At 71.0% G+C, this 13,983-nt stretch carries 10 protein-coding genes and 2 pseudogenes; 5 read left to right on the forward strand and 7 right to left on the reverse strand.

The features are described 5' to 3' along the window. Nucleotides 1-168 precede the first annotated feature (168 nt). Entirely contained in the window at nucleotides 169-1,536 is a 1,368-nt protein-coding gene (locus tag OJ962_RS25030; RefSeq protein WP_202958217.1) for a tryptophanase, read from the forward strand. On the opposite strand, the gene OJ962_RS25035 is transcribed toward OJ962_RS25030, so the two are convergent. From OJ962_RS25035 to OJ962_RS25045, 3 genes are read right to left on the reverse strand one after another with little or no spacing between them, the layout of a single operon-like run. Continuing rightward, the gene (locus OJ962_RS25035) at nucleotides 1,520-3,469 is read right to left on the reverse strand and encodes a hydantoinase B/oxoprolinase family protein (protein WP_202958216.1); all 1,950 of its coding nucleotides are present in this window, start codon (nucleotides 3,467-3,469) and stop codon (nucleotides 1,520-1,522) included. The two genes, OJ962_RS25030 and OJ962_RS25035, sit on opposite strands and share 17 nt — an antisense overlap. After that, nucleotides 3,470-5,488 carry a hydantoinase/oxoprolinase family protein gene (locus OJ962_RS25040; protein WP_202958215.1) on the reverse strand — a complete coding sequence of 673 codons (2,019 nt, stop codon included), beginning with the start codon at nucleotides 5,486-5,488 and terminating at the stop codon, nucleotides 3,470-3,472. A gap of 29 nt (nucleotides 5,489-5,517) precedes the next feature. Then, nucleotides 5,518-5,841, reverse strand: coding sequence for a cupin domain-containing protein (locus tag OJ962_RS25045; RefSeq protein ID WP_202958214.1), 324 nt, complete (start codon nucleotides 5,839-5,841; stop codon nucleotides 5,518-5,520). Between the two features lie 51 nt (nucleotides 5,842-5,892). On the opposite strand from OJ962_RS25045, the gene OJ962_RS25050 reads away from it, so the two are divergent. Then, nucleotides 5,893-6,315 (forward strand): hypothetical protein, encoded by a 423-nt coding sequence (locus OJ962_RS25050; protein ID WP_202958213.1) that lies wholly within the window; start codon nucleotides 5,893-5,895, stop codon nucleotides 6,313-6,315. A 377-nt stretch (nucleotides 6,316-6,692) separates the two neighbouring features. On the opposite strand, the gene OJ962_RS25055 is transcribed toward OJ962_RS25050, so the two are convergent. Then, nucleotides 6,693-7,169: an RNA polymerase sigma factor gene (locus OJ962_RS25055; protein WP_202958212.1), complete on the reverse strand. Its 477-nt coding sequence runs from the start codon at nucleotides 7,167-7,169 to the stop codon at nucleotides 6,693-6,695. 190 nt (nucleotides 7,170-7,359) lie between these two features. After that, nucleotides 7,360-10,296, reverse strand: coding sequence for an ATP-binding protein (locus OJ962_RS25060; protein ID WP_238932577.1), 2,937 nt, complete (start codon nucleotides 10,294-10,296; stop codon nucleotides 7,360-7,362). A gap of 57 nt (nucleotides 10,297-10,353) precedes the next feature. On the opposite strand from OJ962_RS25060, the gene OJ962_RS25065 reads away from it, so the two are divergent. The 3 genes and pseudogenes from OJ962_RS25065 to OJ962_RS25075 all read left to right on the forward strand — a co-directional run bounded on the left by OJ962_RS25065 (nucleotide 10,354) and on the right by OJ962_RS25075 (nucleotide 12,273). Beyond that, nucleotides 10,354-11,067, forward strand: coding sequence for a hypothetical protein (locus OJ962_RS25065; protein ID WP_202958210.1), 714 nt, complete (start codon nucleotides 10,354-10,356; stop codon nucleotides 11,065-11,067). Nucleotides 11,068-11,244: 177 nt separating this feature from the next. Next, nucleotides 11,245-11,826 carry a dihydrofolate reductase family protein gene (locus OJ962_RS25070; RefSeq protein WP_202958209.1) on the forward strand — a complete coding sequence of 194 codons (582 nt, stop codon included), beginning with the start codon at nucleotides 11,245-11,247 and terminating at the stop codon, nucleotides 11,824-11,826. Between the two features lie 58 nt (nucleotides 11,827-11,884). After that, nucleotides 11,885-12,273, forward strand: a pseudogene (locus OJ962_RS25075) (ester cyclase). Nucleotides 12,274-12,491: 218 nt separating this feature from the next. Here the strand turns inward: OJ962_RS25075 and OJ962_RS25080 are convergent. After that, nucleotides 12,492-13,109 (reverse strand): annotated as a pseudogene (locus OJ962_RS25080) (DUF899 domain-containing protein). 31 nt (nucleotides 13,110-13,140) lie between these two features. Further along, the gene (locus OJ962_RS25085) at nucleotides 13,141-13,953 is read right to left on the reverse strand and encodes an MFS transporter (protein WP_202958205.1); all 813 of its coding nucleotides are present in this window, start codon (nucleotides 13,951-13,953) and stop codon (nucleotides 13,141-13,143) included. Nucleotides 13,954-13,983: the final 30 nt, after the last annotated feature.

A 13,983-nucleotide genomic window follows, 5' to 3' on the forward strand; every position in this document is an offset into this window, starting at 1 on the left:
GTGCGGGAGACCGCACCCGCACAACATCAGGGACGACATCAGGGGTCGCTCCCGATGTAGCGCGGCGCGCCGGGCCGGATCATTCCGGGCCATGCATCCCCTCCCCAACCTCCTGTTCCGGGTCGCGGCCGCCGCCGTCGCCGCCACCGCGATCGCCTTCACCGTCCGATGACCTTCCGGACGATCATGGAGCCGTTCCGGATCCACTCGGTCGAGCCGATCCGGATGTCCACCCGCGAGGAGCGCAGCGCGTGCCTGGAGGCGGCCGGCTTCAACCTCTTCCGGTTGCGGTCCGAGGACGTCGCGATCGACCTGCTCACCGACTCGGGCACCGGCGCCATGTCACGCGACCAGTGGGCCGGCATCCAGCGCGGGGATGAGAGCTACGCCGGGTCGCCGTCCTGGTTCCGCTTCGAGGCCGCGGTCAAGCACCTGTTCCCGTATGAGCACGTGATCCCGACCCACCAGGGCCGCGCCGCCGAGCGGATCCTGTTCAGCCAGATCGCAGGCCCCGGCAAGACGATCCCGAACAACACCCACTTCGACACCACGCGCGCGAACATCGAGTTCACCGGCGCGACCGCGGTCGACCTGGTCATCGCCGAGGGTCGCGACCCCGCGTCCGAGCACCCGTTCAAGGGCAACATGGACCTGGCCGCGCTCGAGCTGGTGCTGGAGACCGCGGACGTGCCCGTGGTCTTCATGACCGTCACCAACAACGCGGGTGGCGGCCAGCCCGTGTCGCTCGAGAACCTGGCCGGCGTGCGCGCGCTGTGCGACCGGTTCGGCGTGCCGCTGTTCCTGGACGCCTGCCGCTTCGCCGAGAACGCGTACTTCATCAAGACCCGTGAGCCGGGCCAGGCAGGCCGCGAGATCGAGCACATCGTGCGCGAGATGGCCTCCTACGCGGACGGCATGACGATGTCGGCCAAGAAGGACCCGATGGCGAACATCGGTGGCTGGCTGGCGCTCAACGACGACGAGCTCGCCGAGCGCTGCCGCACGATGCTCATCCTCACGGGCGGGTTCACCACCTACGGCGGGCTCGCGGGCCGCGACCTCGAGGTGATCGCCCAAGGGCTGGAGGAGGCCGTGCAGGAGGACTACCTGCGCTACCGCGTCCGCTCCACCGCCTACCTCGCCGACGCGCTCGCCGCCGCGGGCGTGCCCGTCGTGCGACCGACCGGCGGCCACGCCGTGTTCATCGACGCCCGCGCGCTGCTCCCCCACATCGACCCGCTCGAGTACCCGGGCCACGCGCTCGCGGTCGCGCTCTACCGCGAGGGCGGCATCCGCGCGTGCGAGATCGGGACCGTGATGTTCGGGCGCCGCCCGGACGGGTCCGAGGAGGCGGCGCCGATGGACCTCGTGCGGCTCGCGATCCCGCGCCGCACGTACACGCAGGCGCACTTCGACTACGTGGCCGAGGTGGTCGCGTACGTGGCGGCTCAGGCCGAGGAGCTGCGCGGGCTCGAGATCACGCACGAGCCTCGCCAGCTCCGTCACTTCACGGCCGCGTTCAGCCCCATTCGCTGACGCTGCGGCGGCGCAGGAGCTCCCGGTACTGCTCCGTGGTGCGCGGGAGCACGTCTCCGCTGCCCCAGTCGAGGATCACGCCGTAGTGGCGAACCAGGTCGAGGACGTCGAGCTGCCCGTCGCGGAAGCGGCGGGCGACGTCCTCGGGGTCCTCGTCGATGCGGGCGGCACGGGTTGCGCGCTGCTCGTCGCGCAGCTTGCTCGTGGCCGCCTCGTCGATGCGGTACTCGGCCAGCTCCGCGTCGACCTCCTCGACCACGACGCCGTAGTCGAGCGCGGCGCGTTCGATCGTCACGTAGCCGTCGGCGACGTCCTCGAGCACCTCAGCCGGGTCCCGCTCGAGCGGGTCGCCCAGCCCGCCGCCGCCCGCGGACGGGCGCTCGAAGCGGTCGCCCTCTTTCACCGGCACGCCGGAGAAGTTCGCGCCCAGGAAGCGCTCCTCGTCGGAGCCGCGGTTGAGCCACACGCCGTGCGGCAGCGACGGCAGCCCGCCCGCGATCCCCCACGTCACCGATCGCGCGCGGTCGCAGCAGTAGGACATGACCGCGGCGTCGACCTGCGTGAGCGTCCCGCCCTTGCGCACGCCGCACCCGCCGCGGTGCTTGCCGGGCCCGCCGGAGTCGGGGATGATCTCGTGCTGGGCGGTGAGCACGGGGGTCAGCCGTTCCTGCCCCTCGAACGGCTGCACCGCGAGCCCGACGCCGAACACGGGCGACGTGCAGTCCTGCCCGTCGCGCCCGTTGCGACCGCCCCAGCCGCCGGCCATCCAGTCGTACCACATGAAGAACGGGCGGTCCTCGCGGCGCGCGTCGCGGCCGCCGACGAGCAGGTACTCGAGGTTGAAGCAGCACGCCATCGCACGCTCGGGCATGACCTGCGACCACAACTCGAAGCCCGCGTTCATGATCTTCTCGTAGGCGCCGGAGACAGAGCCGGTGACCGCGTTCGGCCAGCCCGCGTTGACGATCGTCCCCTCCGGCCCGACCTCGACCTTGATCGCGCGGTAGAAGCCGGAGTTCAGCGGGATCTCGGGCAGGAACGTCTTGGCCGAGGCGATCGCGCCGCTGAACGCGACGCCGGCCCCCGAGTTCAGGAACGACTTGATCGCCGGGTCCGAGCCGTTGAGGTCGTAGGTGATCTCGTCGCCGTCGATCGTCAGCTTGACCTTGACGGTGACCAGGCCTTCGTCTGAACCGGGGTCGAAGTCGACGTGGTCGGCGGTCTCCCACTCGCCGTCCGGGAGGTCCGCGATGCGCGCACGGGTGAGCCGCTCGACGTAGTCCTGGACCGCGCCGAACGCCGTGACGACGTCCTCCTTGCCGTACTTGTCGATCAGGCGGAACAGCTCCTGCTCGGCGACCCGCGTGGCCTCGATCTGCGCATGGCAGTCGCCGACGATGTCACCCGGCGCGCGGCTGTTGGACGCGATCATGCCGATCACGTCGTCGCGCGCGGTGCCCTTGTCGACGACGCGGATCGGCGGGACGCGGATGCCCTCGCCGAAGTGGTCGGTGGCGCCGACGTCGAAGCTGCCCGGCACGCTTCCGCCGACGTCCGCCCAGTGGCCGTTGGCCTGGGCGAGCGCGATCAGCTCACCGTCGGCGAAGACCGGCCGGATGAGGCTGAAGTCGGGGAAGTGCGTGCCGCCGCGGTACGGGTCGTTGACGGCGAACACGTCGCCCTCGTGGATGTCGCCCTCGAAGTCCTCGAGCACGGCCTTGGCCTTCAGGTGCAGCGTGCCGACGTGGACCGCGATGTCCTGCGAGCCCTGCATGATCGTGTCGCCGTTCGCATCGTGCAGCGCGCAGGAGAAGTCGCGGCTGAAGATCACGAACGAGTGGCAGGTGCGCAGGATCTGCTCGGCCATCTCGTCCACGACCGTGACGAACGAGTTCTTGAGCACCTCGAAGGTGACGGGGTCGAGCGATGACATCTACTTGACCTCCATCCGGATGTTGAGCCACTCGTCGACCTCGGCGTTCACACCCGGTGGCACGAGCGTGGTGGTGTCCAGCTGGTCGATCACGGCCGGGCCCTCGAAGCGCGCGCCCGCCGGGAGGTCGCTGCGCTCGTAGACCGGTGTGTCGGTGGGCTCGCCGTCGAAGTACACGGTGCGGGTCTCGATCGGCTCGGGCATCTCGCCGGTGCGTTCGTGCTTGGGCAGCTCGATCTCGGCCGTCTTGCCCGTGGCCACCACCTGCAGGCGGTAGAGCTCCACGGGCGCGTCGTCGCGGCGGTAGGAGAACTCACGCTCGTGCTCTTGGTGGAAGCGCTCGACGGAGGCGTTCAGGTCGTCCTCGTAAGCCACTTCGAGCGAGCGCCACTGGCCGAGGTAGCGCATCGCGATCGAGCGATCGAGCTGTACGTCGTCCTCGGCGACGCCCTCGTGCGCGAGCAGCTGGCGCCCCTGCTCCTCCAGGCGCTCGAACGCGTCCTGCAGCTCGCTCGCGTCCGCATCGGACGCGGGCCGCAGGAACATCTCGCTCAGGTCGTGGCGGATGTCCACCATCAGGCAGCCGAGCGCCGACCACGTGCCCGGGCGGGGCGGAACGAGCACGGTCGGCACGCCGAGCTCCTTCGCGAGCGCGGCGCCGTGCAGCGGACCGGCGCCGCCGAAGACCACGAGCGCGAACTCGCGCGGGTCGTAGCCGCGCTGCAGCGAGATGATCCGCACGGCGTCGGCCATGTTCGCGTTGGCGACGGCGATGATCGCCTCCGCCGCCGCGTGCGTGTCCAGATTCAGCGGCTCGCCGATCTTGTCGACCGCGGCGGTCGCGGCGTCCCTGTCGAGCTCCATGCCGCCGCCGACCAGGCGCGTGCCGAGACGGCCGAGCACGAGGTTCGCGTCCGTGTTGGTGGGTTCCTCGCCGCCCTTGCCGTAGGCCGCCGGGCCGGGGTCGCTGCCCGCGGACTGCGGGCCGTTGCGCAGTGAGCCGGCGGCGTCGATGCGCGCCAGCGAGCCGCCGCCCGCGCCGATCGTCAGCACCTCGATGCTGGGGAAGCAGATCGGGTGCCCGTACTCGACGAACCACTCGTTGGTCGTGCGCAGCTGGTTGTCGTAGACGAGGCTGATGTCCGTGCTCGTCCCGCCCATGTCGACGCCGATCACGTTCTTGAACCCGCACAGCTCGGCGGTGTAGCGCGCCGCCACCGCCCCGGCCGCGATGCCCGAAGCGGCCAGCCGTACCGCCAGCTTCTGGACGGCTTCCGGCGTCATCACGCCGCCGCCCGAGTGCAGGATCAGCAGGTCGCCGTCGTAGCCGTCCTGCTTGAGGCGCTCATCCAGCCGGTTGACGTAGCTGGATACGAGCGGCGACAGGACCGCGTTCGCGACGGTGGTGGAGAAGCGCTCGTGCTCGAACAGCTCGGGCAGGACGCCGGACGACGTGGAGATCGTCGCGTCGGGAAGCGCTTCTTGAAGGATCTCCGCCATCCGCTGCTCGTTGTCGCCGTTCGCGTAGGCGTTGACGAAGCACACGGCGACCGTCTCGATGTTGCGCTTGGCGAGGATGCGCGCGACGTTGCGCGCCTCGTCTTCGTCAAGGGCGGTCAGGACCTGGCCGGTGTGGTCGACGCGCTCGGTCACCTCGAGCCGGTCGCGGCGGCGGATGTAGGGCTCGGCGTTGTCCTTGTAGGCGTCCCACAGGTCGTCGCGGGTGCCGCGGCCGATCTCCACCACGTCCCGGAAGCCCTTCGTGCACACCATCGCCGCCTTCGGCAGCCGGCGCGTGATCAGCGCGTTGGTCGCGACCGTCGTCCCGTGGCAGAACAGCGCGGTGGCGCTCAGGTCGATTCCCGCCTCCTCGACGCCCGCCATCACGCCGTCGATCGGGTCTTTGGTTGACGCGACCTTCGCCACCTGCAGCTCCCCGCTGCCCTGGTCGAGGACGCACACGTCGGTGAAGGTGCCGCCCACGTCGACGGCCACCACTCTCGCTGATCCGGAGCCCATTGGGGCGTCGTGCCCCGTTTGCGCGGCGGCTACGCGAGCGCGTCGATGATGAACAGCCGCGTGGGCTCGTCGCCCTCGTTGCGCCCCCGGTGACGCGGCTGCGGCGGGAGCGCGAACGCGTCGCCCGCGTGGAGGCGCAGCGGCTCGCGCTCGTCCTCGAAGTCGTGCGTGAGCGTGCCGCCGAGCACGTAGCCGGAGTGCGGCGTGTCGCACCAGTCCGCGCGGCCGGCGCCGGGCGCGTAGGTCACGAGCGCCCAGCGGGTGCCGTCCACGTCGGTCTCTTGGTCGGCCACGTCCCGGTCATGGCTGACGGCGTCCAGGGAGGAGAAGTCGATCCGGCGCGGTTCGCTCATCCCGGAAGTCCTACCCGATGAGTTCCCGGCCGTGTGAGCGTCCTAGCTGACATGAGCGAACGCCATCCCGCGCTTGAGCCGTTCGAGGCTTTGATCGGCACCTGGTCCACCGTGGCCCGCCATCCGCTGCTCGACGCCGACGTCCCCGGGCAGATCACGTTCGAGTGGCTCGAGGGCGGGCACTGGCTCATCCAGCGCTCTCGCAACGAGCACGAGCTGTTCCCGGACGCGATCAGCGTGATCGGAGCGGGCGGCGACGGGCTCTTCCTGGAGTACTTCGACTCCCGCGGCGTCCGGCGCCGGTACGGCGTGTCCCTCCAGGACGGCGTCCTGCGCCAGTGGGGCGAGTTCCCGGAGTTCGCCCAGCGCTATGAGGCGGCGCTCGCGCCGGACGAGTTCACCGGGCTGTGGCAGGTCGCCGAGACGCCGGGCGACTGGCGGGACGACCTGGCGGTGCGCTATCGCCGGGGGTGAGCAGATTCACCCCTAGGGTCGGTTGGCGGCGGGCCGCCCGTCGCGCAGTATGTGTCTCACAGCGGCTGACCACCGCAGACAGACAGAGGCCCCGGGCAGTTCCCTTCTCCTCCCCGACACCCGCCGCCTTCTCTCTCCGGCCGCCGCGCCTGACCAGCGCGGCGGCCACTCCTCTTCAACGGGACGGGCCTCCAGCGCGCCGAGCACCCCTCGAGCCGCGCGACGCCGGGCTCAGGAGCGCTCTGGCTTCGACGAGTCACGCACCGGGAGTCAGTTCTCGTCGAGCGCCGTCCACACCGTGCCCGGCGGAGCGGTTGTCGCTTCGCTGGGCGTGTTGGACTCGACGCCGGCGCCGAACCGATAGCGCGATGGCGACGTCATCGCGCAAACTTCGCGCGCAGGGAACGGCGAGCGCGGAACACGAGCTGGTTGACGGCGTTCGGCTGCAGTCCGAGCCGCCGGCCGACCTGGGCGCCGTCGAGCCCGGCGATGTCGAACAGCAGCACGGCCTCGCGCTGGCGCGACGGGAGGCGCGTGACGGCCCGGAGCAGCTCCACCCACCGCGCGCGCTCGTCGACGACTTCGTCGAGCGTTGCGGTGGCGGTGGCCAGCTCGCCTGCGAACTCCGCCTCCGGCGGCCGGCGCGTGACGACGCGCAGCGCGGCATGGTGCGCCGCGGTGCGCAAGTAGGCGTCGACGTCGGTCCTCGCCGCATCGAAGGCGGGAAGGCGGCGCAGGACGGCAAGCGCGGCGTCCTGGACGGCGTCTTCGGCGTCGGGGCGGTTGCCGGTGACGTCGATGCACTGCCGTACGAGCGCCGACCAGCGGGTGGAGTCGAGGTCAAGGGTGGCCATGCCGCAAGGGTCGGGCAGCATCCGTAGCGGTCTCGACGGAGACCCACCCCACTATCGACCCCGTTCTTTTGCGCGGCGCGTAAGCCGCGCCGGCCACGCGACACGCAGCTCACCCCGACGTCCCGGCGGCGGTCGCTGCTGTCGCGTGACCCCGAGGCGCTGCTGACCGAGACGACGCGACGGTTGCCCGTCAGCCGCGCAGTACGGCCGCGAGCTGAGCGCGCGACCCGATCCCGAGCTTGCGGTACACGCGCCCGAGGTGCATCTCGACCGTCTTGCGCGTCACGACGAGCTCGTCGGCGATCTCGGCGTTGCTGCGCCCGTCGACCGCCAACAGCGCCACCCGCTGCTCGGAGGGAGTGAGTGCGTCGCGCCCGGTCGTGCTCGCCCGGCGAGGGCGCGCCCCGGCTGCCACCAGCTCGTCCCGTGCGAGCGAGGCCAGCCGGCCTGCGCCGCAGCGCTCCGCGAGATCGAGGCCGTCGGTCAGCAGCTCCCGCGCCACCACCCGCTCGCCCGCACGGCGCCGGGCGGCGCCAAGCGCGACGGTCGCGTGCGCGCGCTCGAGGACGGACGGCCCGGTTCCAGCGGCCGCGAGCGCCTCCTCCAAGTCAGTGGGACCTCCAACGGCGTCCTGCACGCGGAGCGCGGCGCTGAGCGCGCGCGGGAGTCCGATCATGCGGGCCTGCGCGACCTCCTGGGCGGCGAACTCCGCCGCCGCCGGGTCACGGGGGCCGCGGGCAAGCGCCGCCCCTCCGCGCCACTGGGTCCAGCCCGCGCTGTTCGTGACGCCCCAAGTGGCGTCGATGCGGCCGATGCGCTCGAACGCCGCAGCCGCGCGTGGCCCGTCCCCGTCAGCGAGGAGCATCAGCCCTTCGCCGCGGAGCATCGAGGTGGCGACGATGGGGACGTCGGCCGACGGGGACCGCGCTACAAGCCGCTCGTACGCCTCGCGGGCGCCGTCGCGGTCACCGCGCTCGAGCCGGATCTCGATCAGGAACGCCAGCGCCGCCCCCATCCAGCCCTCGAGCTCGGCGACCTGCGCGGTCTCGATCGCCACCAGCACGTCGGTTTCCGCCTCTGCCAGACGGCCGATGCGCAGCCGCACGAACGCCCGAAAGAAGCTGGCCCAGGCGACGCCCGAGGCGCTGCCACGCGGGCGACAACGGTCCAACGCCCAGGTGAGATGCCGTTCCGCGGACTCCAGCGCGTCCGAAAGCGCCAACGCGTGCACCGCCATCCCGAATGCGACGCTGCGGCCCATGTCCGACGGCAGGACGCCCCCCTCCAGCGCGCGCTCGGCCAGCTCGATCGTCTCGCTCGCGGGCTGCGCCCGCAACGCGGCGTCGAAAGCCAGCCCGGCCAGCAGCGTGCGCTGGGCCACCGTGCCGTCGTGCGACGGGTCCGCGAGCAGGTGTCGCACGCGATCGCCGCGGCGTTCGAGCACGTCGGCGAACGGCGGCGCGAATCGCGCGGTGGTCAGGAGCGCCGCCTCGATGCGGATCGCCAGATCCGGCCGCTCGTCTACGAGTTCGTCGGCCAGCTCCCACACGCGGGCCGCGACCGTGGTGTAGCGATCGACCGCCATCAGCGAAGCGGCCAGCTCGATCGCCGTCTCGACCCGGAACTCCACGTCGGAACTCTCGTCATAGGCGGCGAGCAGGTGGTCGGCCGTCGCCGGGTCACCCACGCGGGCTTCGGCCCGGGCCAGCTCGCGCAGCACCTGAGCGCGATCCTGCGGAGGCTCGCTGAGCGCGCGTCGGAGATAGGCGACCGCCGCGTCGGGCGCGCCGATGCTCAGGGCCTGCGCTGCCGCAGCACGCAGCGTCGCGACGTTCTCGGGATCGCTCGCAGGCTCGCCCGCGAGCACGTGTGCGGCGATGCGCTCAAGGCTCTCGCCGCGGGCCGCCAGCACCTTCCCGGCCCGCGCGTGGCGCCGCGCGCGCTCGGCGGGCGGCACGTCGCCGTAGATGGCGCTGCGCACCACGGGATGCAGAAACCGCAGGCGGCCGGCGTCGTCGTCGCCGAGCACGCCCGCGCGGTACAGCGCGTCCCCGGCGGCGCGGGCCTCGGCGGGTGCGAGCCCGGCCAGCTCGGCCACCAGGTCGAGCCGCGCGCCCTCACCGAGAACCGCGAACCAACGGGCGGCGTCGGTCGTCGCGGCGTTGGTCCGCCGCAGCCGGCCGATCACGGTGCGGGCAATCGACTCGGGACCGAGCGTGCGAATGCGCGCGGCGCCCTCAGCGGTCGCGGGCAGGCCGAGGTCATCGGCTTCGCGCAGCAGCTGGCCGAGCAGGAACGGATTGCCGCTCGTCACCTCGTGGCACGCCGCAACGAAACGCTCGTCGGCCGAACCACCGCGACGCAGGGCCACCAGCCGCCCGACACCGTCGCGAGTGAGCGCCCGTGGACGCAGGTGGACGGCCTCGGGCTCCTCGAGCAGGGCTTCGAGCAGCGCCTGGCGCCGCTCGCCTCCGGCCGGCCGCATCGTGAGCACCAGGCCGAACGCAAGGTTCCCGAGGCGCCGCGCGGCGAAGATGAGAAAGCGCAGCGACGCGGGGTCGGCCCAGTGGGCGTCGTCGACCGCGAGCAACGTCGGCTGCCGCTCGGCCAGCCGTGCGCAGATGAGCTGCAACGCCCGCAGACGAGCGAAAGACAGGTCGGTGTCCTCGACAGCGACGTCGCCGCGGGCCGGCGGGTCGATGACCGGCGCGGCGAGCGCGGCACCGCCCTCAAGAAGCTCAGGAGTGCGGGCGACCGGCTGCTCGAGCAGCTGACGGACGATCCCGTACGCGTACTCGCCCTCGAGCTCTGATCCGCGGGCCCGCAGAACCCGCAGCCCGGACTCGCGGGCCAGCTCGTCGGCGGCCGCCAGCAGCCGGGTCTTGCCGATCCCGGCCTCGCCGGCGATGATCACGAGGCGTCCGTTGCCTTCACGCACCGCGGCAATGCACGCGCTCAGCGCCGGAACCTCCGCAGCGCGCTCGAGAAGATCGTCCACCGCGTCGAGATTATCTGCGTAAGGGGTCGGCGCAAACGCCGCGGTGGCATACGCGTCAGGTGGCCGCGACCGGCGGCTGTCGGGCGCCTTACGGGCGTTTGCCCGCCGGTGAAGGTCGGATCGCCTCAACCGGCTCGCTGGTTCCCCGTAGTGACCTGCCGGGGTGCCGTCGGCAGTCTCTACCGCATGAGCTTGAAAGTGACGGCAATCATCGGTGGCACGGTCCTCGGCGCGGTCGCGGTCTGTGCGCTGATTCTCTGGCTGCTATCGAACGGCGACAAGGCGGCGCGCCATGCGTCCACGCAGTTCGGGACCGCCCTGGTCAAGACGAACCCGACGCTGGCACCGGAGGGCGCCGAGGGCTACATCGACGGCGTCCTCGGCCACTTCGGGAACGTGGCGTCGGCCCGCGTGATCGACGCCCGCAATCACAGCGTGGGCTCCGGCAACCACTCCAGGAGCTACTACGTGGCCGACGTGTTCCTACAGACCGCCAACGGGCCGACGGTCCTCGAGCTCTCCTTCGACAGCCCGTCGCTGACGTACAGCAGCGAACGCATCACCGGCATCCACGAGGTCGTCCCGCGCGACGTGCGCGACGACGCGCTGTCTGACGCCGAGTTCGTCGCGCTGGCGCGGGCGTTCGACCGCCGCGGCGGCCGCCCGGCCACCGACGACGTGCTCTCGGGCTCGCCCGTGGCCCAGCCGTCCTCCGTCAACGCGGTCCAGCGCGCCGTCCAGCCGCGCATCAAGCGCCGGGTCTACAAACACGTCAAGAAGCACCTGCCTGCCGCTCCGAAGTCCACGCTGCCACCGCAGCAGCGCCAGGCGATGGCACGTCTCAAGTGCGTGCAGAAGGCCAAGGGCGACATCGAGAAGCTGACCGCCTGCGCGAGCTGACGCGCGCGGCGAGCGGCTGCAACTCGGATTGGCCGCAAGCAGCCTTCTGCGGCGCACGACACATCCGCTCGCCAGTATCAGACGTCCTACTCGCGCTCGTCTCGCCTGCGTGGATCGATGAGTCTTGCGGTTCGCGGTCGTTGTACGGAACGCAAGCAACGATCGTAAGGAGCCGCGATGAGCAAGACGACGTTCGACATGAGCGTGTCGCTTGATGGCTACGTCCGAAGGGCTGACCCGTCGCCGGAGGAGCCCTTGGGAGTCCGAGGCGAGCAACTGCACAGGTGGGCGTTCGGAGACGACGAGCGCGACCACCACGTCATGGCTGAGGGCGGGCAGGGGACAGGCGCCGTGATCGCCGGCCGTCGCACCTACGACGATTCGATCCGGTTCTGGGGCGCCGACGGCCCCACCGGGGCACGACGGCTTCCCGTTGTCGTCGTGACGCATGAGCCGCCGGCCGATTCGCCGCGGGACGGGGTGTACCGGTTCGTCACCGGCGGGATCGAGGCAGCCTTGAGGGACGCTCGAGAAGCGGCGGCCGGCAAGAACGTCACGATCATGGGCGGCGCCGACCTCGGACGGCAGTTTCTCGCCGCACGGCTCATCGACGAGCTCTCGATCCACCTCGTTCCGGTTCTGTTGGGCAGCGGCACGCCGTTGTTCACGGGCCTCCCCGACGGACACCTACAGCTCGAACCGGTCGCCGCAATCCAAAGTCCCAACGCAACCCACTTGCGGTTCCGCGTAGTGCGCTGACCTAAGGCAACGTGAGCCGTAAGGCGCACGAGGCCGCAGCGCGCTGCATGCTGTGCCGATGAGCGATACCGGGCTGACGGACTTCTACCGCCGCTACAACGCCTGCTGCAACGAGCACCGGTTCGGAGACTTGTCGGAGTTCGTCGCCTCCGAGGTCGTGGTCAACGGAACCGATCGTGGCCTCGACCTCTACGTGGAGGGGTTGCGGACCGTCGTCCGTGGCTTCCCGGATTACCGGTGGAACTGCGCCACCTGGTGGTTGACGAACCGTGGATCGCAGCGCACTTTTCGGACACGGGCACGCACGACGGCCCGTTTCTCGGCGTTCCCGCCACCGGCCGCCGCGTAAGCACCCAGGAGTTCGCGTTCTACCGCGTCGATGGTGACCTGATCACCGAGGTGTGGGTCACCGCCGACAACCTGCATTTGCTTGGTCAGCTGCGCTAGCACTCCGTCTCGCTTTTGCGGGCGTGCTGCGTCCGTGTCCGCCGCCTGGTTTCGCTCGCCGTCACGGCCGTGGTGCTCGCCTGGCCGGTGCCCGCGGCCGCCACGCCGCCGGAGCTCGAGTGGCGGGCCTGCCCGGCGAGCTCGCCCGATGAGGAGGAGTTTCTCCGTGCCGTACCGCTGCAGCACGATCGAAGTCCCGCTGTCGTAACCGGGTCGGGTTAACCGCTGTACTCGTCGCGGCGCCGGATCCGGTCCAATGCGGAGTCGCCTCGGCCGGCCGGCTGCTCCCAAGCCTCTTGGCGCCCGAGGGCGGTGAGGTCGAGCCAGTTGTAGGTGCCGTTGAGCAGGTCGATGCCGCGCTCGAAGCACGAGTAGGTATGAAAGACGCGATCCCCTCGGCGCAGGAAGTCGTAGTTGAAGTAACTGCCCCACGAGGATTACCAAGGAAAGGTCCAGCCCATCCGCTGCCGCTAGCGCTCGAGCTTCGCGACTGGCGCAGGCGAGACAGCCGTGAACGACGTGTCGCGGGCGTGCAGGTGGGCCGGGTAACCCCAGCTGTCCATCCAGAACGAGCAGGCCGGGCAGGCCTCATCGGCGTCCGGCTCGAACATGAGGTGGTAGACCAGAAGCTGGCTTCGGCCCTCGAACCGATCGAGCAGCTCGGCCTTGCCGCGCGGGCCGTCGAAGGTGTAATCCTTCGTGATCTCGACGATCGGCAGCATGCGGCGGGCCGTGTTCACCTCGTCGCGGTGCCGGGTCAACGCCTTCTCTCGCTCCGGCAGCTCGAGCCGCGCAGCGAGCCACTCCTCATGTGTCGCGATCTTCAGGTCGTTCATGCCGCGTCTCCTTCGCTCGTTCGACGTGTGGTCAAGCAACGGCCGGCGCGGCGTGGTTCCGGCCCGGCAGCGCCAGTCCGGCGACCGCGCCGGACAGAGCCAGCGCGGCGGCGGGGCCCACGGCGTGCGCGGGCACGGCGCGCAGGACGGCACCGGCGGCGGGCGGGATCGCCATCGCGGCGCCAAGGCCGGCCACGAGCGGCGGCACGACGAGTTCGCCGTAGCCCATCCCCGGCTCGGCGATCACGGCGACCCAGCACATGCCCGCCGCGAGCGTGGCCATCCCCGCGATCAGCACGGGTCGATCGCCCACGCGATCGGCCAGCGCGCTCGCCGCGGGAGCGACCAGGAACAGTGGAGCCGTCCAGGGGAGCAGGCTCAGCCCGGCTTCGAGCGCATCGTGACCCAGGCCGACCTGCATGAACTGGGCGAAGAAGAACACCCCGGCGAAAATCGAGCCGAACAGACAGAAGACGGCCACGTTGCCGGCCGAGAAGCCCGGCAAGCGGAACATCCGCAACGGCAGCATCGGTGCCGCGGTGCGGTACTCCCACGCCACGAACGCGGTGACGAGCAGAAGGCCTCCCGCTAGGGCCTCAATACGAGTCAGTACCAGTGGCACGAGGACGACCCCGATCGGAACGTTGAGCCAGAAGACCCACTCCCAGGAGAGACCCTCCGCCACGGCACCGCCAAGGGTCGGGCCCGCGAGCACGGCCACCGAGGCAGCGAGATCCTCGCGGATCGTGTTCAGCGCGGTGGAGACCACCAGCGTGTGGAGCGCCACCATCAGCGACGCGATCGACGCCAGGACCAATACCCATGTCCTCGTGTTCAGCCTCATCGATTCCTCCTACGGTCGGTGGTCTGTCAG

It is taken from the genome of Solirubrobacter deserti, assembly GCF_027587175.1.
GTDB lineage: Bacteria > Actinomycetota > Thermoleophilia > Solirubrobacterales > Solirubrobacteraceae > Solirubrobacter > Solirubrobacter deserti.